The 24,506-nt window shown below is 42.6% G+C and carries 22 protein-coding genes; 4 read left to right on the plus strand and 18 right to left on the minus strand.

From position 1 onward, the window contains the following. Positions 1-308: 308 nt before the first annotated feature. Genes Q0L00_RS18265 through rpmH form a run of 5 tightly spaced genes read right to left on the minus strand, consistent with a single transcriptional unit; the run spans position 309 to position 3,744 of the window. Complete coding sequence (locus Q0L00_RS18265) at positions 309-815, minus strand: DUF2480 family protein (RefSeq protein ID WP_297338340.1); 507 nt, start codon at positions 813-815, stop codon at positions 309-311. Further along, entirely contained in the window at positions 812-1,498 is a 687-nt protein-coding gene (gene tsaB / locus Q0L00_RS18270) for a tRNA (adenosine(37)-N6)-threonylcarbamoyltransferase complex dimerization subunit type 1 TsaB (protein WP_297338341.1), read from the minus strand. Before tsaB ends, Q0L00_RS18265 begins: the two co-directional genes overlap by 4 nt. Before the next feature lies 1 nt (position 1,499). After that, positions 1,500-3,170, minus strand: a complete 1,671-nt coding sequence (locus Q0L00_RS18275) for a S41 family peptidase (protein ID WP_297338342.1) — start codon at positions 3,168-3,170, stop codon at positions 1,500-1,502. Further along, the gene (gene rnpA / locus Q0L00_RS18280; protein ID WP_297338343.1) at positions 3,142-3,537 is read right to left on the minus strand and encodes a ribonuclease P protein component; all 396 of its coding nucleotides are present in this window, start codon (positions 3,535-3,537) and stop codon (positions 3,142-3,144) included. Before rnpA ends, Q0L00_RS18275 begins: the two co-directional genes overlap by 29 nt. A 48-nt stretch (positions 3,538-3,585) precedes the next feature. Beyond that, positions 3,586-3,744 carry a 50S ribosomal protein L34 gene (gene rpmH / locus Q0L00_RS18285; RefSeq protein WP_084421262.1) on the minus strand — a complete coding sequence of 53 codons (159 nt, stop codon included), beginning with the start codon at positions 3,742-3,744 and terminating at the stop codon, positions 3,586-3,588. Positions 3,745-3,887: 143 nt separating this feature from the next. On the opposite strand from rpmH, the gene Q0L00_RS18290 reads away from it, so the two are divergent. Further along, entirely contained in the window at positions 3,888-5,519 is a 1,632-nt protein-coding gene (locus tag Q0L00_RS18290) for a M61 family peptidase (RefSeq protein WP_297338344.1), read from the plus strand. Between the two features lie 73 nt (positions 5,520-5,592). Here the strand turns inward: Q0L00_RS18290 and Q0L00_RS18295 are convergent, their stop codons facing one another. The 9 genes from Q0L00_RS18295 to lpdA all read right to left on the minus strand — a co-directional run bounded on the left by Q0L00_RS18295 (position 5,593) and on the right by lpdA (position 16,047). Then, positions 5,593-7,635, minus strand: a complete 2,043-nt coding sequence (locus tag Q0L00_RS18295) for an insulinase family protein (RefSeq protein WP_297338345.1) — start codon at positions 7,633-7,635, stop codon at positions 5,593-5,595. Between the two features lie 27 nt (positions 7,636-7,662). Next, positions 7,663-8,994, minus strand: a complete 1,332-nt coding sequence (locus Q0L00_RS18300) for a pitrilysin family protein (protein WP_297338346.1) — start codon at positions 8,992-8,994, stop codon at positions 7,663-7,665. 266 nt (positions 8,995-9,260) lie between these two features. Continuing rightward, complete coding sequence (locus Q0L00_RS18305) at positions 9,261-10,523, minus strand: replication-associated recombination protein A (RefSeq protein ID WP_297338347.1); 1,263 nt, start codon at positions 10,521-10,523, stop codon at positions 9,261-9,263. A gap of 168 nt (positions 10,524-10,691) precedes the next feature. Then, a complete protein-coding gene (locus Q0L00_RS18310; RefSeq protein ID WP_297338348.1) occupies positions 10,692-11,705 on the minus strand; it encodes a GntG family PLP-dependent aldolase in 1,014 nt (337 codons plus the stop codon). Then, positions 11,695-12,645: a glycerophosphodiester phosphodiesterase family protein gene (locus Q0L00_RS18315; RefSeq protein WP_297338349.1), complete on the minus strand. Its 951-nt coding sequence runs from the start codon at positions 12,643-12,645 to the stop codon at positions 11,695-11,697. The genes Q0L00_RS18310 and Q0L00_RS18315 overlap by 11 nt, the downstream gene beginning before the upstream one ends. After that, complete coding sequence (locus Q0L00_RS18320) at positions 12,642-13,097, minus strand: DUF2721 domain-containing protein (protein WP_297338350.1); 456 nt, start codon at positions 13,095-13,097, stop codon at positions 12,642-12,644. The genes Q0L00_RS18315 and Q0L00_RS18320 overlap by 4 nt, the downstream gene beginning before the upstream one ends. A gap of 97 nt (positions 13,098-13,194) precedes the next feature. Continuing rightward, on the minus strand, positions 13,195-14,025 hold the full coding sequence (locus Q0L00_RS18325; RefSeq protein ID WP_297338351.1) for an anti-sigma factor: 831 nt from the start codon (positions 14,023-14,025) through the stop codon (positions 13,195-13,197). After that, complete coding sequence (locus Q0L00_RS18330; protein ID WP_297338359.1) at positions 14,025-14,558, minus strand: sigma-70 family RNA polymerase sigma factor; 534 nt, start codon at positions 14,556-14,558, stop codon at positions 14,025-14,027. Before Q0L00_RS18330 ends, Q0L00_RS18325 begins: the two co-directional genes overlap by 1 nt. 91 nt (positions 14,559-14,649) lie before the next feature. Beyond that, positions 14,650-16,047, minus strand: coding sequence for a dihydrolipoyl dehydrogenase (gene lpdA, locus Q0L00_RS18335; RefSeq protein WP_297338352.1), 1,398 nt, complete (start codon positions 16,045-16,047; stop codon positions 14,650-14,652). A gap of 295 nt (positions 16,048-16,342) precedes the next feature. On the opposite strand from lpdA, the gene fabG reads away from it, so the two are divergent. Further along, complete coding sequence (gene fabG / locus Q0L00_RS18340; protein WP_297338353.1) at positions 16,343-17,089, plus strand: 3-oxoacyl-[acyl-carrier-protein] reductase; 747 nt, start codon at positions 16,343-16,345, stop codon at positions 17,087-17,089. A 124-nt stretch (positions 17,090-17,213) separates the two neighbouring features. On the opposite strand, the gene pruA is transcribed toward fabG, so the two are convergent. The 3 genes from pruA to Q0L00_RS18355 form a co-directional block, all read right to left on the minus strand. After that, positions 17,214-18,848: an L-glutamate gamma-semialdehyde dehydrogenase gene (gene pruA, locus Q0L00_RS18345; RefSeq protein ID WP_297338354.1), complete on the minus strand. Its 1,635-nt coding sequence runs from the start codon at positions 18,846-18,848 to the stop codon at positions 17,214-17,216. A 71-nt stretch (positions 18,849-18,919) separates the two neighbouring features. Further along, positions 18,920-19,615 carry a YjjG family noncanonical pyrimidine nucleotidase gene (locus tag Q0L00_RS18350; RefSeq protein WP_297338355.1) on the minus strand — a complete coding sequence of 232 codons (696 nt, stop codon included), beginning with the start codon at positions 19,613-19,615 and terminating at the stop codon, positions 18,920-18,922. Between the two features lie 6 nt (positions 19,616-19,621). Continuing rightward, positions 19,622-20,005, minus strand: a complete 384-nt coding sequence (locus tag Q0L00_RS18355) for a metalloregulator ArsR/SmtB family transcription factor (RefSeq protein WP_297338356.1) — start codon at positions 20,003-20,005, stop codon at positions 19,622-19,624. A 144-nt stretch (positions 20,006-20,149) separates the two neighbouring features. Between Q0L00_RS18355 and Q0L00_RS18360 the strand changes: the two genes are divergently transcribed. Beyond that, a complete protein-coding gene (locus tag Q0L00_RS18360) occupies positions 20,150-20,761 on the plus strand; it encodes a carboxypeptidase-like regulatory domain-containing protein (protein ID WP_297338360.1) in 612 nt (203 codons plus the stop codon). Between the two features lie 343 nt (positions 20,762-21,104). Here the strand turns inward: Q0L00_RS18360 and Q0L00_RS18365 are convergent, their stop codons facing one another. Beyond that, positions 21,105-22,703, minus strand: coding sequence for an aminopeptidase P family protein (locus Q0L00_RS18365; RefSeq protein WP_297338357.1), 1,599 nt, complete (start codon positions 22,701-22,703; stop codon positions 21,105-21,107). Positions 22,704-22,813: 110 nt separating this feature from the next. Between Q0L00_RS18365 and pafA the strand changes: the two genes are divergently transcribed. Then, on the plus strand, positions 22,814-24,442 hold the full coding sequence (gene pafA, locus Q0L00_RS18370; protein ID WP_297338358.1) for an alkaline phosphatase PafA: 1,629 nt from the start codon (positions 22,814-22,816) through the stop codon (positions 24,440-24,442). Positions 24,443-24,506 lie beyond the last annotated feature (64 nt).

Here is a 24,506-nt window from a genome sequence, read left to right on the forward strand (position 1 = left end):
TTAACCTCATCCCTCAGGTTTTTATTTTTTCGCCTTACATCACTTCAAAGAACTTGCCTCTTGACATTTCAAGAGCTGGTGAGGACTACTTTCCCCAAAAGCGAGTGCAAATATCGGAATGTTTTTCTTTCTACCAAAATCCGAAATGAAATATTTTAATTTTATTTCTTTTGCCGCTTTTCAAACTCTAATTCCCCGAGACTTTTCTCATTTGGGAGTGCAAACATAGGTGAGATAAGCAGATTAAGCAAGCGAAAAATGCATAAAAATTAAATGAATTTTACTACAAAAACTCATTCCTCTAAAAATCAGCTCTTTGGTTTTTTATAGAGTGGAACTGTACTGCATGGCTCTCCAAACATAAGGGATTTTGCTCTGCTCTGGATCCGAGAAACCAACCTGCCGTAAGCAAAAAGTGGAATTGTAATCTCACTACATCCCTTTATCACAACAGGTGCACCGTCCACCTTCTCCAGGTCCAAATCTGAAATGCACCGCTCAGCAATGTAGATCTCCAGCTCCTCCTTAGTTCCTATGACATAGCCCTTAGCCTGAGAAAGGAAGGTAGCCACGAGCATGTACGCCCAAGTGGGAACAATCGCATCCGCACTGCAAGTAATAGCGACCCACTTGCCAGCATACTCATTCCAGTTATGTTCTTTTAACGCCAACCGGAATTCTTTCTCTCTCAAAACCAATTCCTGAAAAAGAAAGGGCTTGAGATCAAAAACCAAACGCTCCTCTCTAGGATAATGATCTTCCAAATTAATTGAAATAATCGGGCTTTGAGCTACTCTATTTACAATCTCGTTCATGATAGAAAGGGGTTTTTTCTTGAATGAAGAACTTGAAAATCCTTTAAATAATTCGGTACAAAATACGCCAAGTCTTCAAATTTGTTTTCTGAAAATTTCCGAAAAGCAATCTCTCCTAACCATTTTGCTGAGAACTCTCCTTCTATAAATGTAGCATTCGATGAAGAAATTGATGCGGAAACCTTCTCTACCGCATTTCCAATAAAATAAAGCCTGTGCTTCAACAGTAAGTCCTCATAGCTATTATTAGTTAATATTACAGGGGAAACCTCTGATAGAGCTGTACCCAAACTATCAAACACCTGTGAATAGACTTCCATCCTGCGAGCATCTATCTGAGCTACGATTAGACTGTCCCTTTCTACAGCAGACATCTGAATTGCTAAAGCCTGAAGGGTATTGATACCGATCAGGGGCAGATCTAACGCATAGGCCAAACCCTTTGCAGTAGAGACTCCTATTCTCAACCCCGTGTAAGAGCCCGGCCCTTGAGAGACAGCTATCGCTTTGAGACGATCCGAAGGCAATTTCGCATCCAGCAATACCTCATCCACCAAACCGGGAAGCCTCATTGCATGTGCTCCTTTTTCCTCTCGCTCTTTAAGAGAAATGAGCCGTCCTTCTTCGTGCAAGGCAACAGAACACTTATCAGTAGAGGTCTCTATGGATAGAATTAATGCCATTTTATTTTGCGGAAGCAGACAAAATCAAGTCTATTTCTTTGGGGTCGGACAAAATCTCAACCGCTTTGAGCACATCTTTGTCCTTTCCCAAACTTGCCTCAATCATACCTTCTTGAAAATAATACCTGGAAACAATCTCTTCTGAAATTATTTTTTTTATTTCCTCTTGATAAGTGATCAAATCTTGTTCTTTGCTATGATTAACTTTCTTTTCTAGCTCTTCGAGCTGAACTTTGATCTCTTCATAAAGTGGGGAATTCTTTGCGGTTTCCCGCATATCCTCCACGGATTTTTCCAAATAGGTCGTATAATCATATTCTTTACCTTCTAAAAAGGAAATGAAGTCTTGATAATCCTGATCTGTAATGTGGAAGATGGAGGGATCTGCGATCGAATCATGGTTGTAAAAATAATCAGTCGCAAAATCAAAAACGTGACTACGAGCTACCAAACTATACGAAATAGGCGCATAGCTTTCGGACTCAACCAGCTGGTCTGGTTCGATTCCTGCCCCATCCAAAACGATTCTTCCATTCTTGGTTTTAAATTCTTTTCTCAGCGAATCCGGAACCGATATCACCGTCCCGTTTTCTCGACTTTGGGCATAATCAATCGCTTGGATACAACGTCCACTGGGAATGTAATATTTGGCTGTTGTCACTTTCAACTGGGCATTATAGGTCAAGGGAACAGTCGTCTGGACAAGTCCCTTTCCAAAGGATTTTCGTCCTATCAGAACTGCTCGATCATAATCCTGGAGGGCACCTGCTACGATTTCAGCAGCTGAGGCGCTTCGCTCATTAATCAAAACGACAAGAGGAATTTCCTTGTCCACAGGCGACTTGGATGTTTTATAAGTATAGTTGACATTTTCGAGTTTCCCGATTGTCTTTACAACTACCTTACCCTTTGGGATAAATAAATTGACAATCTCCACTGCTTCACCCAAAAGTCCCCCTGGATTATCTCTTAAATCCAAAATCAATTGTTCTGAGCCTTGATTTTTCAACTCAATCAGGGCTTTCCGAACTTCATTGGACGCATTTTTAGTAAAATCTCCTAATTTAATATAACCAGTTCGCTGATCAAGTTTACCGTAAAAAGGTACATTTTTCAAGGATATCTTTCGCCTTACAAGTTTAAACTCCAAGGTATCTGTATTCCGCCTTACCTTCAGTTTGACCGGAGTATTTGCTGGGCCTTTGAGTAAATCTGAAACTTCCCCAGTTGCTTTTTCGGATACATCAACCGAATCAATCTTTAAAATTTGATCGGCTATTTTCAATCCTTCAGATTGCGCTGGAAACCCCGTGTAGGGCATGAGAATAATATTGCCTGACCCCCTGTTTCCAATCAGTGCACCAATCCCGCCATACTCACCAGTGGTCATCATCCTGAAATCTTCGGATTCTTCCTCGGGTACATATTCAGTATAAGGATCCAGCTCCTCCAGCATGGCATTGATCCCAATGGTCACCAGCTCATCTGGATTGATTTCATCGACATAGTAGGAATCCAGTTCCCTGACCATTGTCGCAAAAATGTCAATATTCTTTGCTAGCGCAAATAATTTATCATTCGTTGTCGTAAACCCAACTATTCCTGAAAATGCCAGTAGGCCAACCAGTGACCAAAGAATAACGTTATTTTTTCTTGTCTTCATTAGTTTCATTTTTTGGAGAAAGCACGGTCTGAAGTTTCATTAAAATGAGTTTGATTTTATCCTCCAATTCCCGAAAGTCCATCAGGCCTGAACCTACATAAATCAAACCAATCAAAGCTAATCGCTCTTCACTTTGCAGTGAATGTTTGTTAAGCCGATAGGATTCTTTGATTTTACGCTTGAGTTGATTTCGATGAACAGCCTTTTTTATCTTCTTTTTGGAAATGGAAATCAAAACCTGATGACAGTCCAATGTATTCTTCTCGAGGTAAAGTACCTTGAAAGGATACAAAAAAAAAGAGGAACCTTCGTTAAAAAGTTCCTTGATTAATTTTTGAGCATGTAATCGCTCGTTTTTAGGAAATCTGTAATTCATCACAAGGAGTCAATTCGCATGGAAACATACGAAAACTACCTCAAAGAATTACTTCTTGAGGGTCTTTTCGGAAGAAACTGATAATTTTTTTCTCCCTTTTGCACGACGTGCTTTAAGGACTCTTCTGCCGTTCGCAGAAGACATTCTTTCTCTAAATCCGTGCTTATTTTTTCTTTTTCTGCGAGAAGGCTGAAATGTTCTTTTCATGATCGAATATCTTTATCTAATTGCTTTCTTAACTTGCTCCTTTGGACTTAGCCTCCAAAAAGGACTGCAAAGATATACAGCCTTTTCTGAAATTCAAACAATGACAATATAATTATTGAATATCAACTCCTTAATTTTCATCTATGATTCACTATACCTTTTCTTGCCTTTCCCCTACTAGTCAATTTGTCCAAATTGAAATCAATATCGACATTCGTATCCCTAATTCGATCAAACTTCAGCTCCCAGCCTGGAGGGCTGGACGCTACCAGATCGCAAATTATGCCCAAAATATCCGATCGTTTTCTGTTTTTGATTCGGACAACCAAGCGGTTTTCTGGGAAAAGTCAACCAAAGACAGCTGGGTATTCAAAGTCGCTGAGCCCGGAATCTACCGAATACGTTATGAATTCTATGCTGCAAAAATGGATGCCGGCTCATCTTGGGTAGATGATCAACAGGTTTACCTCAATTTGGTTAATTGTTGTTTTGAAGTGAAGGGAACCACACGGATGGATTACCTCTTTCAATTCAATTTCCCGAAATTCCCCCAGGTTGCCTGCACCCTTCCACTTAGCTCAACTGGGGAGTACCTGGCTGAGGATTTTCAGCAAGTGGCAGATTCTACCTTTTTGGCAGCTCAGAAATTAACCCATTGGAAAATCAGGCTTGGAGATATTCCTATCCACTGTTGGATTCATGGAGAGGTCGTTTTTGACCTAGATGAATTTTTGACATCAATTCAAGCGCTTATGGAGGTGCAGGTTCAGGATTTTGGCTCCTTCCCTGAAAAAGAATATCATTTCATTTACCAACTACTTCCCTATCCACATTTTCATGGAGTAGAGCACCGCAGGGGAACTGTCATCACCTTTGGCCCAGCCCAGAATCTTGCTGAACAAAAAGCCATGAAGGATTTACTTGCGGTGAGTTCACATGAGTTTTATCATGCCTGGAATGTATGTAGCATCCGCCCCAAAGAGTTACTGCCTTACAACTTTTCCAAAGAAAGCTACACCAAGTCAGGCTGGATCCTAGAAGGCATTACCTCTTATCTCGGAGACTGGTACATGCTGCAGGCGGGATTATATTCGACCCAGGAATTCGTTGAGGAAATGGAAAAAACGATCAATCGAGTTTCCAGGGATTTGGGATGGAAAAATGAAAGCATTTTAGCCTCCTCTTTTGATCTTTGGCTGGATGGGTACCAGGCAGGCATCCCCAACAAAAAACAAAACATCTATGCCAATGGGGCTCTGATCGCTTGGGCTTTAGACATTCATTTGCGGAGGTTTGAAAGTTCTCTCCCCGAGGTTATGAAGCAAGCTTTTGAGCGTTTTGGCAGGAAAAACAAAAGCTATCAAGAAGGCTCTTTTTGGCTCTTGGTCTCCAGAGCTGCGCTGTCTTGGGACAGTGTAGACTTTTACCAAAAATTTATTGCTGGGAAAGAATCCATCGTAGAGGAACTGAAAAAAATCCTCCCCCTGATGGGCTTTGTTTTAGAAGAACGGCCTAATGAAGATATGCTTACTCGAAGTCTAGGAATTATTCTTCAAAAAAATACCATTGAGCGAATCCATCCAACTAGTCCCGCTTATACGCAATTAATGATTGGGGATGAGATCAAATCGGTCGAACAAAAGAGTGGAATCACCCTATCCATCTCACGAATAAATGGTCAAACCTTGGACTTTTCCTTTGAAGATCGGGGGGACAACTTCTATCCCAACTATAAAATTTCGGTTTCAGAACAGGAAGCTGAGGAACTTGCTTAGTGGAAAAACTAAAAAAAACGGGATAATTATTTATCCCGTTTTTCTAATTTAAATCGCCATTTCCAATAAAGCCCTAGTTAAAATCATCTTCGCTCAGGGTAGGATTGATTTCTACATTGGTAATTCTTCCTTCCAATGGAACAGGGATCATGGGCGACTTGATAGTCCAAGCCATCGGAATTAACACACCGGCTTTGCTCTGATAGTCGGAATAAAAGGTATCCCCCAAACTTGGGTTTTCATTTTTAATTTTGAGACCCGTCTGTTGATCATAATAATTGATTAATTCGGCGCCTGATTCAGAGACCAATACTACCTTGTAAGCTGGAGTACCTTCCACGTCTTTTAACCCTTCCAATCGAATGGCATAGCCCAAATCCTCATAGAGTGCCTCCGGAAATAGGTATGAATTGATCTTGGCTGACTCTAACTGATCTGCAGGGATCTCCATGGATTGACCTTGAGCTGAAATAGTGCCTCCACTTTCTAAAACTGTGGTCTTTTGCACAACATTTCCGCCCACTAACGTTTTTTGAGAATAGCGTCCATTTGCATCATAGCTAAAAACCATACTGACTTGGGTACCCATGGCATCTGCATCCATGGAGAGTTTGGCTGTTTTGACATTTCGGATGCTTTCTGCACCACCAATTGCCTCAAGGTATTTATCAATCACCTTTTCAGCAGTCATATCTGCATCAGCGGTTAACTCTTTTGCCTCAAAACCAAGATTGTCATACATCGTAATGGGGCCAAATTGCGCCAGTTTATCTTTGATCGCATCTCCATTTCCTACAGCCATGACATAAAGCTTATCCGGATCGATCAATCGCTTGGCGGTTGCATTGATGTCCTCAACGGTCAGACTGTTTAGGTTTTTGAGGTAGTTGGCATAATAATCCTTTGGCAAATCATACCGCTCAATATTCAATGCAAAATTCGCAATGGTAGATGGGCTTTCGAGCGACCTTCCAAAAGAACCGGAAAGATTTGCCTTTGCTTTTTCAAGTTCTTCTTCGGTTACACCCTCCTCTACAATTTTCTTAATCTCGTAGAGCATTTCTACCATGGCAGAATCTGTAACTTCAGTTCTTACCGAAGCATTGGCAGAAAATCTGGCGATCAATCGATCCGATCCAATGGAAGAGTAAGCGCCATACGTATAGCCTTTGTCTTCACGAAGGTTTACAAAAAGCCGAGAAGAAGAACCACCACCCAAAATCTGGTTTAACAATCTGCTGGGAATGTAGTCTTCATCACCCAATTTCAACGATACAGGCTGAGATACATTTATGACCGTCTGAACCGAAGAACTCCGATCAACCAAGCCTACTTTTGTTGCGTTGGTTCGTGTAGGGGTGGGATAGTCAAAGGAAGGAACCTCCCCTTTCTCCCATTGTGAAAAATAGGTTCCCACCACTTGCTCTGCTTCGTCCTTGGTCATATCTCCCACAATTACGAGATATGCGATATTCGGCTTGAAATACGTCTGATAATATTCTTTGACATCTTCAATACTGATATTATTGATCGTCTCCTCGGTAGAAACTTCTCCATAGGGATGATCCTTTCCATAGACCATGGCTGCTGCGAGTCTAGACGCGATGGCATCGGGATTATCCTTGCTTTGAGCCAAACCAGTTAGGGTTTGCTTCCTGATTTTTTCCAATTCTTCTTCTGGAAAAGTAGGATTATAAAGCACGTCTGCCATTAATTCCAATATTTTATCCTGATGCTTTTTCAGTGAGGAGGCAAATACTGAGGTAGAGGAAGCTGAAAGGCTTGCGCCAATGAAATCAATTTCTTCGTCCAATTGATCTTTGGTTCGGTTAGCTGTTCCTGCGGTGAGCATTTGACCTACAAACCCGGTCAAACCTGCTTTATCTCCTTCAAAAAGTGGATCTCTGTCCAAGACTAAGCTGAAAGATACTCTAGGAAGTTTGTCATTATTGACCACAAAAACCTTCAGACCGTTGTCTAAGGTGAATGTTTCTGCATCTCCAATTTTAATTTCAGGGGCTGGGCCTGAGGCTGGAAGTTGGCTTCGATCTACCTGACTATAGGCCAGAGAGACTGAAAGAAGTCCAATTATAAAGGTCGATAGTATATTTTTCATGTTTTTTTTGTGATTGAGATGAAACAATTATTCGGTAGCAGAATCCTTCGGTTTAGGGAGGTAATACAAGACTACCCTTCCATCAAGATTGAGATACTCATTGGCTACGCGCTTGATGTCATCTTGAGTCACTTTGCTGTAGGCATCCATCACTTGATTAATGTAGTTGGTATCTCCATAAATCACGTGGGCCTGAGCTAGATTTTGAGCAATACCCGCCATGGAAGAATTTCCACTGACAATATTATTCTCGATAATATTCTTCAACTTCTCAAAGTCCTGATCCGAGATACCTTCTTGCTGTACCTTTTTAAGAAGCCCATCGATTTCAGTCTCCAAAGCTTCCGGTTCTACACCCATGTTGGCAATGCCATACATGAGAAAGAGTCCGCCATCCTCCAATTCTAAAGGAATCGCCGCTACAGCCAATGCTTTCTGTTGTTTGTCCACCAATTCTTTTGTCATCAAGGAAGAATTCCCTCCAGTCAAATAAGTGGACAGCATGTTCATCGCATAAGAATCGGGATGATTTTGCGGGGGAAGATTGTAAGCCTGAATCACCGCTGGAATCTGAATATTGTCATAGATCACATCGCGAATCTCTGATGTCTTTTTGGGTTCTACCACATCCGGTCGATAAATGGTCTTTTCTCCTTTTGGAATTTCGGAAAAATACTTTCGTACCATTTGCTCGGTTTCCTCATAGTCAAGATCTCCAGCGATAGTAAGAGTAGCGTTGTTGGGCACGTAGAAATCCTTGTAAAACTGTTGAAACTCCTCAATGGTCGCTGCGTTCAGGTGCTCCATGGAGCCAATAGGTGCCCACTGGTAGGGGTGCTCGGCATAGGCTCGCTTCAATGTTTCGGGAAGGATCGTTCCATAAGGCTGATTTTCGTAGCGCTGACGTCTTTCTTCTTTGACAACTTCGCGCTGAGTTTCTACTCCCGTTTCATCCACTTTAGAGTGAAGCATTCGCTCACTTTCCATGTAAAGCGCCAGTTCCAATTCGTTAGACGGGAGTAATTCATAGTAGTAGGTAATGTCATTTGAGGTAAAGGCGTTAAGCGTTCCTCCACGACCTTGAATGATATTCATGTACTCTCCACGCTCGATGTTTTCGGTACCCTCAAACATCAAATGCTCAAAAAAGTGAGCAAATCCGGTTCGTTCGGGATTCTCATTTTTGGAACCAACATGATACAAAACCGACGTGATGACGATGGGTGTCGTGTTGTCTTGATGCATGATTACATGCAATCCATTATCCAGGGTAAATTCCCTGAAGTCAATCTTGTTTTGGGCCAGTGCAGGAAGACTCAACATGCCTGCGACCAAACCTAAAGCGGCTAGTTTTTTCATAGCAAAAATTGTGGTTAGTTTATTTTATGATCAATTCTAGAAAGGATTTGTTCAAACTGTCCGCTGATGGACGGTATTTGGTATCAAAAATGGTAAAACCACCAATCAACACAAATACGGGAACTAAAAACAGATAATTTATTGAAACAAAAAAGTTATTGGAACTAATATTTTTATTTGAGCTTTAAATCTACTGGATTAGGCAATGAAAAGATTGTTTTATTCATAGATAAATCAAAACTATTTGATAAATCTCAAATAATCTTTCAATAGCCATATTTCCCATTCCACTTACTGGATAAATATTTTCGAAGGTCATTTTCACGGGCATTCGCTCCGGGCTGGTATAAGGAAGTGTTTTTTATTTCATCCGGCAAAAACTCCTGATTCACAAAATTTCCGGGGAAATCGTGGGCATATTGATAATTCTTCCCATAGTTTAAGTCTTTCATCAGCTTAGTTGGAGCATTTCTGAGGTGAAAAGGAACTGAAAGATTACCAGTTTCTTTGACCAAGGCTTGTGCTTTATTGATCGCCAAATAGGAGGCGTTGCTTTTAGGAGAACTTGCCAAGTAGGTCACACATTGGGAAAGGATGATTCTTGCCTCGGGATAGCCAATGATTTTAACAGCCTCGAAGCAATTAGTGGCTAGGAGCAGGGCATTTGGATTGGCATTTCCAATGTCTTCGGAGGCTAAAATCACCAATCTACGCGCGATAAATTTCACGTCCTCTCCTCCTTCGATCATTCTAGCTAGCCAATAGACGGCAGCATTGGGATCAGAACCACGGATGGATTTGATAAAAGCCGAAATAATATCATAATGCTGTTCCCCGGATTTGTCATACAAGGCGACTTTTTGCTGCGCAATCTTCATGACCTTTTCGTCGGTGATTACCGTAGGGTTTTCATTGATTCCGTCGATGACGATTTCCAGCAAGTTTAAAAGCTTTCGCCCATCCCCCCCTGAAATCCGTAACAACGCATCGGTTTCCAGCAATTCCACATTTACTTTTTTCAAATCCACATCCTTTTCCAAGGCCTGCCTCATCATGGCTTCCATTTCAGTTCTTCCCAAAGGATTTAAGGTGAACACCTGACATCGGGAAAGTAGCGCTGAATTCACTTCAAACGATGGATTTTCGGTAGTCGCGCCAATCAGCCGAATAATCCCCTTTTCCACAGCTCCCAAAAGCGCATCCTGCTGAGATTTATTAAAGCGATGAATTTCGTCAATGAAAAGCACCACCCCCATTTGAAATTTCGCTTTCTCGATGACTTCACGGATATCTTTGACCCCTGAACTAATTGCCGAAAGCGTATAAAATGGGGCTTTGATTTCATTGGCGATGATATTGGCTATGGTCGTTTTACCAACTCCAGGAGGCCCCCAAAGAATCAGCGAAGGAACATTCCCTGACTTGATGGCTTTATGCAAAAAAGACGAAGGTGAAGACAAATGTTCCTGCCCGATGAGGTCTTCCAATCGGGTCGGACGCATGCGTTCGGCTAGGGGTGTAGAATTCATTTTCGTAGAAGCAAGAGGTTAGAGCCACGAACTAAGCAAGTAACTCGTATCAAGAAGTGAGGATCAAGCTATTTTTCCTGGGTCACTTTCCTTAGTGAATTGCAAAATAACATAAAAAAGGCCTTTTCAGGCGGAAATGGACTGGAATAGCTTCAAATCCTATTTTGACTAGATATTCCGAATTCTTTTCCCAAATTCCTCCAATTGCTCATCTCCAAAATCCAAATGGGTCACAAATCGGACTAGATCTTTTCCAAACTTGACGGATTTGATGTTTTGCTCGGCCAAGTTTTTCATAAATTCTTCTGGAGTAGTTCCAACAAGTCTCGCAATCACAATATTGGTGGTCACCGGAAAAACCTCAGCTACAACAGGTAGTTTACTGAGCATCTCCCCCAAAGCGCTCGCCCGGACATGGTCCTCTTTTAATCTTTCCACTTGATGGTCCAAAGCATAAATTCCAGCAGCAGCTAAAAATCCTGCCTGTCTCATTCCACCTCCAAATGCTTTCCGCACCTTTCTGGCCCGCTTGATATCAGCTTTGCTTCCTACTAAGACTGAGCCAACAGGGCAGCCCAATCCTTTGCTCAAGCAAATTGAAATGGTGTCAAAATGCGCCCCCCAATCGAGCGGACTTTCGCCGCTTTCCACCAAAGCATTGAACAGTCGGGCGCCGTCCAAATGAAGTTTGATTCCTTTATCTCGACAAAGATCACGAATAGGCTTGACCTCATCCAACCTATAAATACTCCCTCCTCCTTTATTCATGGTGTTCTCAAGAGAAACTAAAGTCGTCTCAGGAGCATGCACATCATCTGGATTGATGGATTCTGCAATTTGAGCTGCTGTGATTTTTCCAAAAGCCCCATCCAATAATTTCACAGAAGCCAGCGAATTGGCCATAATCCCTCCTCCCTCATAGAGATAGATATGAGCATATTGATGACAAATCACCTCGGTCTGAATCTGAGTATGCAGCCGAATGGCAATCTGATTGGTCATCGTGCCGGAGGGACAAAAAATTGCCGCCTCCATTCCAAACAGTTTGGCGATCTTCTCCTCGAGCGCATTCACCGTTGGATCCTCTCCAAACACATCATCTCCAAGAGGAGCGGAAAACATCGCTTCTTTCATTCCCGGAGTTGGCCGGGTTAGGGTGTCACTTCTCAGATCAATAAGCATTTTCGAAATAGATAGATTTTGAACTTTGATTCGGGACAAGACCTCGGATCGCTGCAGCAGCTTCTATCGGTCGGTCTGTGGCTAAAATATCCGCTCCGTTTTGAACAAAACTTACATAAATTTCATCCCCTCGGCTGATGGCACTTCGGTCTAAATTGCCTAACACTCCCAAAATGGTAAAAACTCCTTTTTGATGCAGTTGATTATTGAACCCTTGCGTTCTTTCGGCCAATCCGGTAAAGGCTATCACCCGATCCCAAGGAATACCTGTCTCCTCAAAACGCTGGATTTCCTCCTCATTTCGGATGGTGATCGAAAGCATCAATTCGGGTGCAAGTGAATAAAGTTTCTTGGCAGCTGGAAACGTATACGAAATCAGGGCCGCATAAGACTCCGCTTGGGCAGATCGAACCTCCTCCACCACCCGCTCGAAAGGCACAGAGCGCTTAATATCCACCGTGAGCAACGCTTTTCCCTTTGACCAAAGCAAAGCCTTTTCCAAAGTAGGCACTTTAAAATCGGTCAAATTCCCGTCATTATCTTCTAAAAATAGACTTTGAATGTATTCATAATTAACCTCTTCCACCTTTCCGGTTCCATTGGTTGTCCGGTCGAGCTCATCATCATGCATCAACACCAAAACCGAATCTTTGGTCATCGCCACATCGAGTTCGATAATTGCTGGCGTATAGTTTAGTACATTTTCAAAGGTTTCAATCGCATTTTCTGGAAATCCAGGATAAGGTCCTCCCCTATGAGCGGATACCAAGGGAATTCGATCAGAAGTCCAAGCATAGAACTGACGGGCATCCGCTACATTGATAACCGAAATCCGATTTAATTCCTCCGAAAGTTCGGATCGAATTTCTTCCTTTTTTTGTCCGGGTTGGCAAGCCTGAAATCCAACCACTAGAATCAGCAACCCAAAATATTTTCTCATTCTTTCTTATTCTCCTTTTTGAAGATAAAATCCAAACTACCTTTTCGCGAACGAAATAATTCTTCCATATCCGATAACTCTAGGTTCAGTGCTTGGGTGGAAATCTGAATCTCAATCAGTGAAAGCCCCAAAGCGATTAGCAAAGACCCCATACTCCCAACAAAAACCCAATTAGCAGCAATCGTATAACCTTGAAACAGCAAATACATACAAATCACACACAATAAAAAGCTAAAAATGCCAAAGAGCTGCATGTTTTTGATCAAGGAGAGCCTTCTCCGCAAATTATGTAACTGCTCGACAACCAAGTCTTCCTCATCCGGGTTGTCTTTAAATTTCTTATGGAGACCACGGATAAGACTGGCTATTGCCAGAAAACGATTGGTAAATGCCAACATTAATAGGGTGATGGCTGAAAATAAAAGCGCTGGTGTCGAGAGTTGAAGTTCCATGATTGGGCATGATTTTGAGTTACTTACTAGTTTACTCAAAAGAATTAAAAAAAGCCCGATCTGGTTTGAACGGGCTCAAATAGTTTACAGTTCAATGTTAAGCAACTTCGCCTAAAACCACTAATTTTTCCAGTGTAGGAGCTTCTGATCCTCCTTTTGGTTCTATGGTAATCGCGAAAGCTCCTGCTTCAGCAACAGCATTCATCTGCTGCAAATTAAATGGCTGGGAAGGATCGACGATTCCAATCCCCACCGGGCCATCCGGACCGATTGCCCAAAGCTGATAATCAAACTCAGCACTGAGCGAATTTAATCGATTCACGGCGATGAAAACCTCTTCTCTCCCTTGATCCCAGAAAACGTCCACTTTGGCATCTTTCTGCATGTCAAGTGCTTCACCGAGCATTTCCACTCGTTTGAAATCACCCGACACCAATCTGTCTAAACGAGAATCTGTTTGCTCATATTCCTGCTTCACTTGGTTGAGGTTATCAGCCAAAACCTGCTGCTCTTGAAGTAAAGCCGTAAAGCGTTGATTCGTGTCATGAAATTTCCCGGCAAAATAAATGGCTACAGCTGAAGCCAGAACAGCCACGATAGAAGCTGCCACTGCAAAGCTTTTCCAAAAAGCAGAATGAACTACTACTTTAGCTTCAATCTTTGGTGCTTCCACTGATTTCTCTTCCCCTTTTGTGTTCCGAAACTCTTCCTCCAAGCTATCGAAAATACCACTTTTGACTTTCGCAGAAGGAGCAATTCCGGTCAGTTGATCAAAGGCAAACATGGCCTCCTCCAATGCGTCCAATTCCTGCTGTATTTCCGGGTATTTCTTAGCCAGTTCCAGCACTTCTTCACGCTCACGCTCGGTCAACTCTCCCAGAAGGAAAAGCTCGAGTTTGCCTGATGCTATGTATTCTTGAATATCCACTAGATGCTGTCTAAGTTCTTTTTTAATACTTGAATTGCTGCCCTTACCCGGGACTTAACGGTTCCCAGAGCAATATCGAATTCCTCCGAAATCTCCGAATGCGTATATCCTTTGAAGTAAATATACTCGATTATAAACTTTTGATCTTCGTTTAGCTGATTCATCAGCTCTCTCACTCCGATCCCATCTACCTGCTCCATGGTTCCTGATTCACTTTCGAAACCATATACGAAGTCCTCAATGGTGTTGGTCTTATTGGATTGTGAAATTTCTTTAGACCGTAATTTATCGATTGCTGAGTTTCTGCAAATATTTGCCATCCAAGTATAAAGTCTTCCCTTGGACTCATCATAAAAGTCAATTTTGTTGGTTATCTTAATAAAGGCATCGTGAAAAACCTCCTCAGCAATATCCCTGTCAGGAATGATTCTGGAAATCACCCCAAAAAGCGCTGTAGAATACTTATCATACAAATATTCCACCGTCTTGCGGTCTCTTGTGCGCAGTCCTGCAATCAATTGTCCTTCTTCCAAAATCACCTTTTCATGTATATCACGGTTAAAAATAAAACACCAGACCGATTGTTTGGGCCTGGTGTCAATATATTTTTATAAATCATCAAAATTAAAGGTGAATTACTTCGTCATAAGCTGCAGCCGCCGCTTCCATCACCGCCTCTGACATTGTTGGGTGGGGATGAACGGTTTTGATCAGCTCATGTCCTGTGGTTTCCAGTTTGCGGATAGCTACGATTTCAGCGATCATTTCGGTCACGTTTGCACCAATCATGTGCGCTCCGAGTAACTCTCCATACTTTTTGTCAAAGACAAGTTTTACAAAACCGTCTTTCGCTCCTGCTGCGGATGCTTTACCCGAAGCCGAGAACGGAAACTTACCCACGCGAACTTCATACCCGGCTTCTTTTGCTTTTGCCTCAGTCATACCTACTGAGGCAATTTCTGGAGAGCAATACGTACAGCCCGGAATATTACCATAATCCAAAGGCTCCGGATTGTGCCCGGCGATTTTCTCCACACAAATAATTCCCTCTGCGGACGCAACGTGTGCCAAAGCAGGTCCAGCCACCACATCCCCAATGGCATAATAGCCAGGCATATTGGTCTTGTAGTATTCATCTACTTTGATTTTCCCTTTATCCACTAGAATTCCCACGTCCTCCAAACCGATGTCTTCGATATTTGAAACCACACCAGCTGCAGAAAGCACGATGTCGCAGGCCAATGTTTCTTCCCCTTTTGCAGTTTTGACCGTGACTTTACAACCTGTACCTTTGGTATCGACTGCAGTTACTTCAGAAGAAGTCATGATGGTCATCCCTGCCTTTTTATAAATTTTCTCTAAGGCCTTGGATACCTCCACGTCCTCGACCGGCACGATACGATCCAAATATTCGACGATGGTCACCTCGGTACCAATCGCATTATAAAAATAAGCAAACTCAACTCCAATTGCTCCCGAACCGACAATCACCATTTTTTTAGGTTGCTTATCTAGCGTCATTGCTTTGCGATAGCCAATGATTTTTTTATCGTCGATTTTCATCGAAGGCAGCTGACGAGCTCTTGCGCCGGTTGCGATGATAATATTATCTGCGGAATAAACTGTCTTATTGCCTTCTTTATCTGCTACCTCGATTTTTTTGCCGGGTTGGATTTTCCCCCAACCTGCAATCACCTCAATTTTATTTTTCTTCATCAAAAAAGTTACTCCTTTGCTCATTCCGTCTGCCACTCCCCTACTTCGCTTCACCATACCCGAAAAATCTGCTTTGGCATCTTTTACGCTGATTCCATAGTCGGTGGCATGATTGATGTATTCAAAAACCTGGGCACTTTTAAGTAAGGCTTTGGTAGGAATACAGCCCCAGTTGAGGCAAATTCCGCCTAGCTCCTCCGCCTCTACAATGGCCGTCTTGAGGCCAAGCTGGGAAGCTCGAATCGCAGCCACATATCCACCGGGACCACTCCCCAAAACGATTAAGTCAAATTTGGTTGATGACATATTTTTAATCTTAGTTAATAACGAATTGAAACTATGCAAAAATAGGCCTTTTGGATTCAGAAAAAAATTTGGTCTGATCTGTCTAAAGTTCAATAAAAACCAGTTCGTTGAGACCAAAAACTCGTTCGCAAAAGAAATATTCGCTAAAGACAATTTTTCTATTTCAATATTCTTCTTTACTATCAAATCACAGTTTTATCCTTTGAAAATCAAGGAAAAATGAATTGAGTAAATGAAGCAAACTGATTCTTCTGTCTTTTTTTCTAATTTTGGGACAAACAAAAAACGAACATACATGGGTTTACTTTCAGGAAAAACTGCCTTAATTACCGGTGCGTCCAAAGGAATCGGAAGAGCCATTGCCATCCGATTTGCACAGGAAGGTGCCAACGTGGCATTTACATTTTTATCCTCTGTAGAAAAAGGACAGGCCTTAGAATCCGAATTAGCTGAATTTGGGATTAAGGCCAAAGGCTATCGGTCTGATGCCTCCAATTTTCAAGCCGCTGAGGAATTGATCACTCATGTGGTCGGTGAATTCGGCAGGTTGGATATTTTAATCAACAATGCTGGGATTACCCGAGACAATCTATTGATGAGAATGACCGAGGAATCTTGGGATGAAATCATAAATGTAAACCTAAAATCCTGCTTCAATACCGTTAAAGCAGCGACCCGTGTTATGATGAAAGCCAAGTCCGGTTCCATTATCAATATGACCTCAGTGGTCGGTGCCAAAGGGAATGCCGGTCAAGCCAACTATGCCGCCTCCAAAGCGGGAATTATTGGGTTTACAAAATCTGTGGCATTGGAGCTGGGCTCCAGAAATATCCGTTGTAACGCAGTAGCACCCGGATTTATTGAAACTGAGATGACTGAAGTATTGGATGAAAAAACCGTACAAGGCTGGAGAGACGCCATCCCGATGAAGCGGGGAGGCAAACCGGAGGAAATCGCCGATGTGTGCGTATTTTTGGGTTCGGACATGAGCACTTACCTCTCCGGACAGGTGATCCATGTAAATGGAGCGATGTATACTTAAGAAATTAAGGAGCAATACTAACAATTTATGAGCGGCTGGGGTGATTCAGCCGTTTTTTTTGTACAAAAAAGCCCCGAGAAATTCCCGAGGCCCTTGAAAATCTGTATGGCTCATTAGGCATGGCCTAGTCTTTTCCCAAAAACGGATATCGGTAATCTGTAGGAGATACAAAGGTTTCCTTGATGGTTCGTGGTGATACCCAACGAAGCAAATTGATCATCGAGCCTGCCTTGTCATTGGTACCTGAAGCTCTTGCACCGCCAAATGGTTGCTGCCCTACGACTGCACCGGTTGGTTTATCATTGATGTAGAAGTTCCCAGCAGCATTTCTCAGTTTTTGAGTTGCCAATTCGATGGCATACCGATCTTGGGAGAAAATAGCACCAGTCAACGCATAAGGGGAAGTCTGATCCACCAATTCCAATACGGTCTCGAAATGCTCCGCATGGTACACGTAAAGGGTCAAAACCGGCCCAAAAATCTCCTCACACATGGTGGTGTACATCGGGTCTTGGGTAAGGATGACGGTCGGCTCAATGAAGTAGCCCTTGGATTTGTCGTAATTACCGCCTGCAATAACTTCCACTCCCTCGGCAGTTTTGGCTTGGTCAATGTATTGGGCAATTTTATCAAAGGCCTTCTCATCAATTACCGCATTGATGAAATTGGTAAAATCTTCTGTTCCTCCCATCTTGAGCGAGGCAAGATCCTCGAGCAGGTATTTCCTCACATCCTCCCAAAGATTGGAAGGGATATAAGCCCTAGAGGCAGCGGAGCATTTTTGACCTTGATACTCAAATGCGCCTCTTACCAATCCAACGGCTACTGATTTTGCATCCGCAGATTTATGAGCAAGTACGAAGTCTTTTCCACCAGTCTCGCCCACAATTCTCGGGTAAGATTTATAAAGCTTGATATTTTCTCCAATGGTTTTCCAAATATGTTGGAATACACCTGTTGAACCTGTAAAATGAATTCCGGCGAAGTCAGGATGTTTGAAAATGATTTCTCCAGCTGTTGGGCCATCCACATAAATCAAATTGATCACTCCGTCTGGCACTCCGGCTTCTTTAAAAACTTCCATCAGGACATTGGCAGAATAGATCTGGGTATAGGCCGGTTTCCATACCACGGTATTTCCCATCATTGCAGCAGAAGTAGGCAGATTACCTGCAATTGCCGTAAAATTAAATGGAGTCAATGCAAACACAAATCCTTCCAACGGTCTTTGCTCCAGCCTATTCCAAACCCCATTTCCTGAGACAGGCGGCTGCTGAGCATAAATTTCAGACATATATTTCACATTGAAACGAAGAAAATCTATGAATTCACACGCCGAGTCGATTTCTGCTTGCATGGCATTTTTGGATTGTCCAAGCATAGTCGCCGCGTTGATCTTGGAACGATAAGGACCCGCCAAAAGATCTGCCGCTTTTAAGAAAATGGCTGCTCGCTGCTCCCATTCCAAATTTTCCCAAGCTTCTTTGGCCCCTAAGGCTGAATCGATCGCCTGCTTGACATGAGAAGCATCCCCTTCATGAAAATGCCCCAAAATATGCTGATGATCATGGGGTGGAGAGAGCGGTCTCGTTTTTCCGGTACGGATTTCCTCACTGCCAATATACATGGGAATATCCACCTGAGTGGCCCGTAATTCGGCAAGTTTTGTTTGTAACTCTTTCCGCTCCGGGCTTCCCGGTGCATAGGATTTCACCGGCTCATTGACCGGAGTGGGTACGTTGAAAAAACCTTTTAACATACTATTTGGAGTTTATGTGAATTCTGAGTTTCAAAGATAGGATATCCACAGCTAAAGGAAGGTGAATTGACTTACAAAAGTGTCTCTAGCTCCTGAAGATGCTTGATCTCATAGGTGGGTAGAATATCCGAGATCTTCCCTTCAGGGTTAAAGTATACCTGATCAATTTCGGCCCGCTGCGCACCCAAAATATCCGATTGAGGATTGTCCCCGATCATCAAACAATCTTTGGATTTGGTTTTCAACTGATCCATGGCGTATTGAAAAATTCGGGGATCTGGTTTTTTATGCCCGGTCGTTTCAGAGGTCACAATCAGATCAAAAAAGACATCCAACCCGGAGGACTTCATTTTTTTTGATTGAGACTCATTAAACCCATTGGTAATCACGTGGATCTTGTACTTACCTTTCAGATAGGTCAGAATTTCTTTTGAATACGGAAAAACATGGGGCTTGGATGAAGTTCTGTGCATAAAATCCTCTTCAAATTCCACAGGAATGGCTTCTGACTTTCCTCCCGCATGGGCAAAAATTCGGGGAAACCGCTCCTTACGGAGATTGACTTTATCGATTTTTCCGACATTGTACCAATCCCAAAGCTGGAAATTCACAGCATGAAAAGCCTCAAAAAACTTTTTAAAAGTGGGAATTCCCAATTCGCTGAGTTGATAAAGTTGGTAGAGTTCGGAAAGTGATTCTGTGACGTTTCGATCATAATCCCAGAGAGTGTGATCCAAGTCGAAGAAGAGGTGTTGGTAAGTTTTCAAGAGATTTTAGCGACGGTATTGATTATTTTGAATTTTATTGATGGCCAATTCTCGATTGGATTTAAGAATTTCGAAGGTTTCTTGATCCCTGATTAAACTGGCGTCTTTTTGTATAAATTTAAAAATCTGATGAATGATTTCCAGATATTCTTCCAAAATGTAATAAAACATCCATTGGTCCACTCGACGGCTACCTAATAGTCCCGCATTTTTTAAATAAATAAGGTGTCGGCTTGTTTTGGTCTGGGTAAAATCCAAAATATGCTCCAAATCGGAAATGGACAATTCCTTGTTTAACATCAGTAAATGAATGATTCGAACACGGGGCTCTTCCCCTAATGCCTTGAAAATTCGTAATCCATAACTTAAACTGATATTTTTGAGTCGCATTAGTAAGTTTTAACCAAGATTTACTGGTGAATTTAAAAAAAGACCCGAAATTAGGCTATTAAGATTCCAAAAAGCCAACTTTTTGGCAAACCAATTAGTTATAAATTCGTGAAGAATCCAATTTTACTCCTTGCACTAGCTTTCATTTCCTTGATTGTTTTTCATTCCACTGAGCTGTATGCACAGGATGATCGAGATAAAAAAGTTATCCAGCTATCGGGAATTATTTTGAATGCCGATAGCACAGATGCGGTTCCCGGTGTGAATATTTATGTTCCCAAAAAAGGCCGCGGAACCAGCAGTGGGCGTTATGGTTACTTTTCCATGCCAGTTTTAGAGGGAGATAGCATTGTCTTTAGTTTTATTGGACTGAAGCGCCAAACATTTAAGGTGCCTGAAAACATGGAATCTGACAAAATTAGTTTGATTCTAACAATGGAAGTAGATGAAATTGCTTTGGCAGAGGTGGAAGTGATGCCTTATCCTAGCGAAAAAGAGTTTAAGCAAGCTGTACTTGCGTTGAATGTCGTCGACCCAATGTCCATCAGTCGGGCCAATATGAGTCCTGAAATGTTACTGCGATGGGCCGAGCAGATGCCTGCTTCTGGAAATGAGAATTTCCGATATTTCCAGCAGGGACAGATGCTTCAAAATCAAGATCTCTACGGACCAAGACCACTCCGTTTACTGGATCCATTTGCTTGGGGACAGTTCATCCGATCGATTAAGCGGGGTGATTTGCGGAGCCGAGACTAGGGCTTGAGGAATTGAAACTGGAAACTTACCCATTCCTTTCAATTCTCTTTACAGGATGTAATTCTCGATCCTGAGCTTCATTGATGATTCAGAAGCCCCTTTCTACCCGCGGGGCTCCTTGAAATCCAATGTTCCTTACCCTGTCTTTTTTAGAGAAGGATTACCACTGAATTTCCATCAATCACCCTTTTCTGTTTAATTCCATACAGGAAACTCTTTTTTGGAAATGACTTTCCCAAACAAAACTTTGATTTTAAATAGCTTTCAAACGCTGATTTTTCACATCCTTTGAAATGCAATTTCTTCCCGTTTCAAGTTTCTTTTTGCCGAATTGTCAGGAGCATTAATCGATTTCAGGCAAAACCCAGTTTTCCAAGACACTAGGTATTCGCATCATCTGCTCCACCCCGGCTACGGTCCGCGGTGCATCCCCGGAGAGATTGACCGGTTCTCCAGTCGTGACCAAAATATCATCTTCAATTCTCACGGCAATTCCCCACCACTTAGGATCACAATCACTTCCCTCCGGGATGTAGATTCCCGGTTCTACGGTCAACACTACTCCTTCTTTCAACGGACCGTATCCGCCACGATCATGTACATCCAGTCCCAAATGATGACTGGTCCCGTGAGGAAAATAATTGTGGCGCTGCCCTTTCTCGATAATCCCAAGTTCTTCGAGTCCTTCATTAATGATTTCTCGAGTTACCCGACCAATCTCCCCAAACTCCACTCCAGGCTTGCAAAGTGCAATTCCCGCCTCTTGTGATTTCAGAACCAGCTCATAAATGGCCTTTTCTTCTTCGTTGAATTTCCCAGAAACTGGAATCGTACGGGTGACATCTGCCGTATAGCCACGCCATTCTGCTCCAAGATCCATCAAAATCAACCTTTCGCTGAGATGCTTCATGTCATTATCGATGTAGTGGAGAATGCAGCCATTATTTCCTCCGCCAACGATGGAAGGGTACCCCACATTTTCGGCACCGTATCGCTTGTAAATAAACTCATGGATTCCTTGAATTTCGCGCTCGGACATGCCAGGTTTGGTCGCTTTCATGACCTCTATCTGACCAACGGCAGATATTTTGGCGGCTTTTGTGAGCAGGGAGACTTCCTCTGGAGTTTTGACCTCCCGAAGCACATCCATTAGCTGAGAAAGTGCAAAAATATCTGTTTTATTTTGAGGCACTTTTTCACGAACTTCCATCCTTTTCTCAGGGCTATCGGCCTCTAAAAAATCTTTAAGCACCTGATCATTGGCTACTTCAGGGTAGCGATTTTTATATCGCCCAATAATCTGAGCAACATTTGCAGAATTCTCAATATCGGTCGCCCGAATCATCTGATACATCTGAAGACGCACTTCAGATACTTCCTCTGGATAATTTGCAGCTTTTTTGAACTCATTGATCATTTTTTTCAAGCCATTATTGGAGCTACTTCCCTCGATCTCCTGGGATAAATTAAAGGTCAAAAGCTGATCAAACTCCTCGAAATCCAACTCAGGCTTTTTCCCAAATTCTTCAAATAAAAACACCTGATCAAATCCAAGCTTCTCTTGTACTCCTTCGATACCCAGTCGTTTTCCATTCCACATTTCAGCCCTAGGATCTCTATTTTGAACATAGATCAATTCATCTGTTTCTAGTTCTCCGATTTGTCTTTTTTCAGAAAAAATAATTAATGCTGAATTCGGTTCTCTCAAGCCAGTCAAATAGAAAAAGTCGGTATTGGGATGATAGATGAAGTCTACGTCATTGGAACGATTTTTCACGGGATTGTTAAACAGAATGGCCATGCTATTGGCCGGCATTAATGCCCTCAAGGCCTCACGACGAGATCGATGCCAATCGGCAGATAATCCATCCTCGAAATACGATTGACCAAAAGCCATACTGGTCAAAAAGAGCGCAGTAAAAAGAAGTTTGAGTTTTTTCATGGGTAGGGAAATTTTAATTTTACAATGTCTGTTCTTTTAGCCATTTAACAAAGTCTTAATCCACCGATCGCTTGAGATCATTATCTTTGGGGCGACAAACCGTTTGAAAAATGAAAAAAACCATCCTTTTGGGGGCTTTATTTTCCCTCATTTCATTAGCGATCTTAGCCCAAGAAACCACACAAAGGCCCAAAATCATCGTGGGCATCGTTGTGGATCAGATGCGGCAAGAATATTTTTATAAGTTCTCAGAAAATTATACCGAGGGGGGCTTCAAAAGATTGCTTCGGGAAGGATTTGAAATGAAAAATGGTCACTACAATTACATCCCAACTTATACCGGTCCAGGGCATGCTTCGGTATACACCGGTACGACTCCTGCCACCCATGGAATCATTGGGAATAATTGGTATGTCAGAAGCCTAAACAAGTCCATTTATTGTGCGAGCGACAGCACAGTCACCAACGTGGGTGGCACCCCCATGAGCGGTGAAATCAGTCCCCGAAATTTACTGACCACCACCATCACAGATGAATTACGATTTTCTACCAATAAGCGGTCAAAAGTCGTCGCCGTCGCCATTAAAGACCGAGGAGCCAGCCTGCCGGGAGGGCACCTGGGCGATGCCTATTGGTACGACAGCAATACTGGAGAATTCATGACCTCCACTTATTATTACCAGGAACTGCCCAAGTGGGTAAAAGACTTTAATGACCAAAAGCAGGCTGATAAGTACCTGAACCAAACTTGGGAGCCACTTTTACCCATGGAAAAGTACGTCAATAGCATCGATGATAATAATGATTTCGAGGCGCCATTTATCGGAAAAGACAGCCCCACTTTCCCCTATGACCTTGCTAGCCTGAAGGAGGACAATGGAGGATATGGAATGGTGGCATCGACTCCTTTTGGAAACACGCTGACCCTGGATTTTGCCTATGCTGCTATCAAGGGGGAAAACTTAGGCAAAGGAGAAGTCACTGATTTTCTGGCAGTCAGTTTCTCTTCCCCTGACTACATTGGCCATCGGTTTGGCCCAAGCTCTAAGGAACTGGAAGACAATTACATCCGATTAGACCGGGAAATGGAAAAGTTTTTGAATTTCCTTGATGAAGAATATGGGAAAGACAACTACCTGGTTTTCCTTTCTGCTGATCACGGTGTCGCCGATATCGCCACTTACATGCAAAGTGAAAATGTGCCTGCTGGAAACATTAATTCAGGCTATATTTTAGCTCAACTCAAAGGCTATACCGCTCAAGTTTATGGCCAAGGAGATTGGATCCTCAATGGTTCCAATGACCAAATTTTTCTCAATCACAAACTAGCCAAAGATACCGGAGTGGATATCGTAGCGCTGCAGCATGATTTGGCAAGTTTCCTATTGCGCTTCAATGGAATCAAGGAAGTTTATACTGCAGATGCCATGAGAAATACCTCCTTTGATCAACATCGTCCTCATTTACTTCAGATGGGCTATAATCACAAAGCTTCAGGCGATTTGCTGATCATATATGAACCTGCTTGGCTTGCGGGGGGTGCTCGAGGCACAACCCATGGAACTGGATATACTTATGACACGCACGTTCCGATTTTATTCTATGGCTGGGGAGTAAAATCCGGCCACAGCACACGATACGCTACGGTAACCGATATTGCGCCAACCCTGTCCATGCTACTCAATATCCGCCTTCCCAATGGTGCTACCGGGGAGCCGATTCACGAGCTTTTCGATTAAAAAAATTAATGAATCGAGTAGGAAGGTAGGGATTATTTCCCTACCTGTCCTCTCACACCACCGT

Source organism: Algoriphagus sp. (assembly GCF_024305035.1).
In the GTDB taxonomy this organism is placed as follows: Bacteria; Bacteroidota; Bacteroidia; order Cytophagales; family Cyclobacteriaceae; genus Algoriphagus.

Coding starts and splice junctions, on each gene's coding strand:
- pafA (WP_297338358.1), top strand. CDS start 22,814: ATGAAAAAAACCATCCTTTTGGGGGCTTTATTTTCCCTCATTTCATTA.
- Q0L00_RS18310 (WP_297338348.1), bottom strand. CDS start 11,705: ATGCTTATTGATCTGAGAAGTGACACCCTAACCCGGCCAACTCCGGGA.
- Q0L00_RS18300 (WP_297338346.1), bottom strand. CDS start 8,994: ATGAAAAAACTAGCCGCTTTAGGTTTGGTCGCAGGCATGTTGAGTCTT.
- rnpA (WP_297338343.1), bottom strand. CDS start 3,537: ATGAATTACAGATTTCCTAAAAACGAGCGATTACATGCTCAAAAATTA.
- Q0L00_RS18320 (WP_297338350.1), bottom strand. CDS start 13,097: ATGGAACTTCAACTCTCGACACCAGCGCTTTTATTTTCAGCCATCACC.
- lpdA (WP_297338352.1), bottom strand. CDS start 16,047: ATGTCATCAACCAAATTTGACTTAATCGTTTTGGGGAGTGGTCCCGGT.
- Q0L00_RS18315 (WP_297338349.1), bottom strand. CDS start 12,645: ATGAGAAAATATTTTGGGTTGCTGATTCTAGTGGTTGGATTTCAGGCT.
- Q0L00_RS18305 (WP_297338347.1), bottom strand. CDS start 10,523: ATGAATTCTACACCCCTAGCCGAACGCATGCGTCCGACCCGATTGGAA.
- fabG (WP_297338353.1), top strand. CDS start 16,343: ATGGGTTTACTTTCAGGAAAAACTGCCTTAATTACCGGTGCGTCCAAA.
- rpmH (WP_084421262.1), bottom strand. CDS start 3,744: ATGAAAAGAACATTTCAGCCTTCTCGCAGAAAAAGAAAAAATAAGCAC.
- pruA (WP_297338354.1), bottom strand. CDS start 18,848: ATGTTAAAAGGTTTTTTCAACGTACCCACTCCGGTCAATGAGCCGGTG.
- Q0L00_RS18295 (WP_297338345.1), bottom strand. CDS start 7,635: ATGAAAAATATACTATCGACCTTTATAATTGGACTTCTTTCAGTCTCT.
- tsaB (WP_297338341.1), bottom strand. CDS start 1,498: ATGGCATTAATTCTATCCATAGAGACCTCTACTGATAAGTGTTCTGTT.
- Q0L00_RS18365 (WP_297338357.1), bottom strand. CDS start 22,703: ATGAAAAAACTCAAACTTCTTTTTACTGCGCTCTTTTTGACCAGTATG.
- Q0L00_RS18265 (WP_297338340.1), bottom strand. CDS start 815: ATGAACGAGATTGTAAATAGAGTAGCTCAAAGCCCGATTATTTCAATT.
- Q0L00_RS18355 (WP_297338356.1), bottom strand. CDS start 20,005: ATGCGACTCAAAAATATCAGTTTAAGTTATGGATTACGAATTTTCAAG.
- Q0L00_RS18275 (WP_297338342.1), bottom strand. CDS start 3,170: ATGAAACTAATGAAGACAAGAAAAAATAACGTTATTCTTTGGTCACTG.
- Q0L00_RS18290 (WP_297338344.1), top strand. CDS start 3,888: ATGATTCACTATACCTTTTCTTGCCTTTCCCCTACTAGTCAATTTGTC.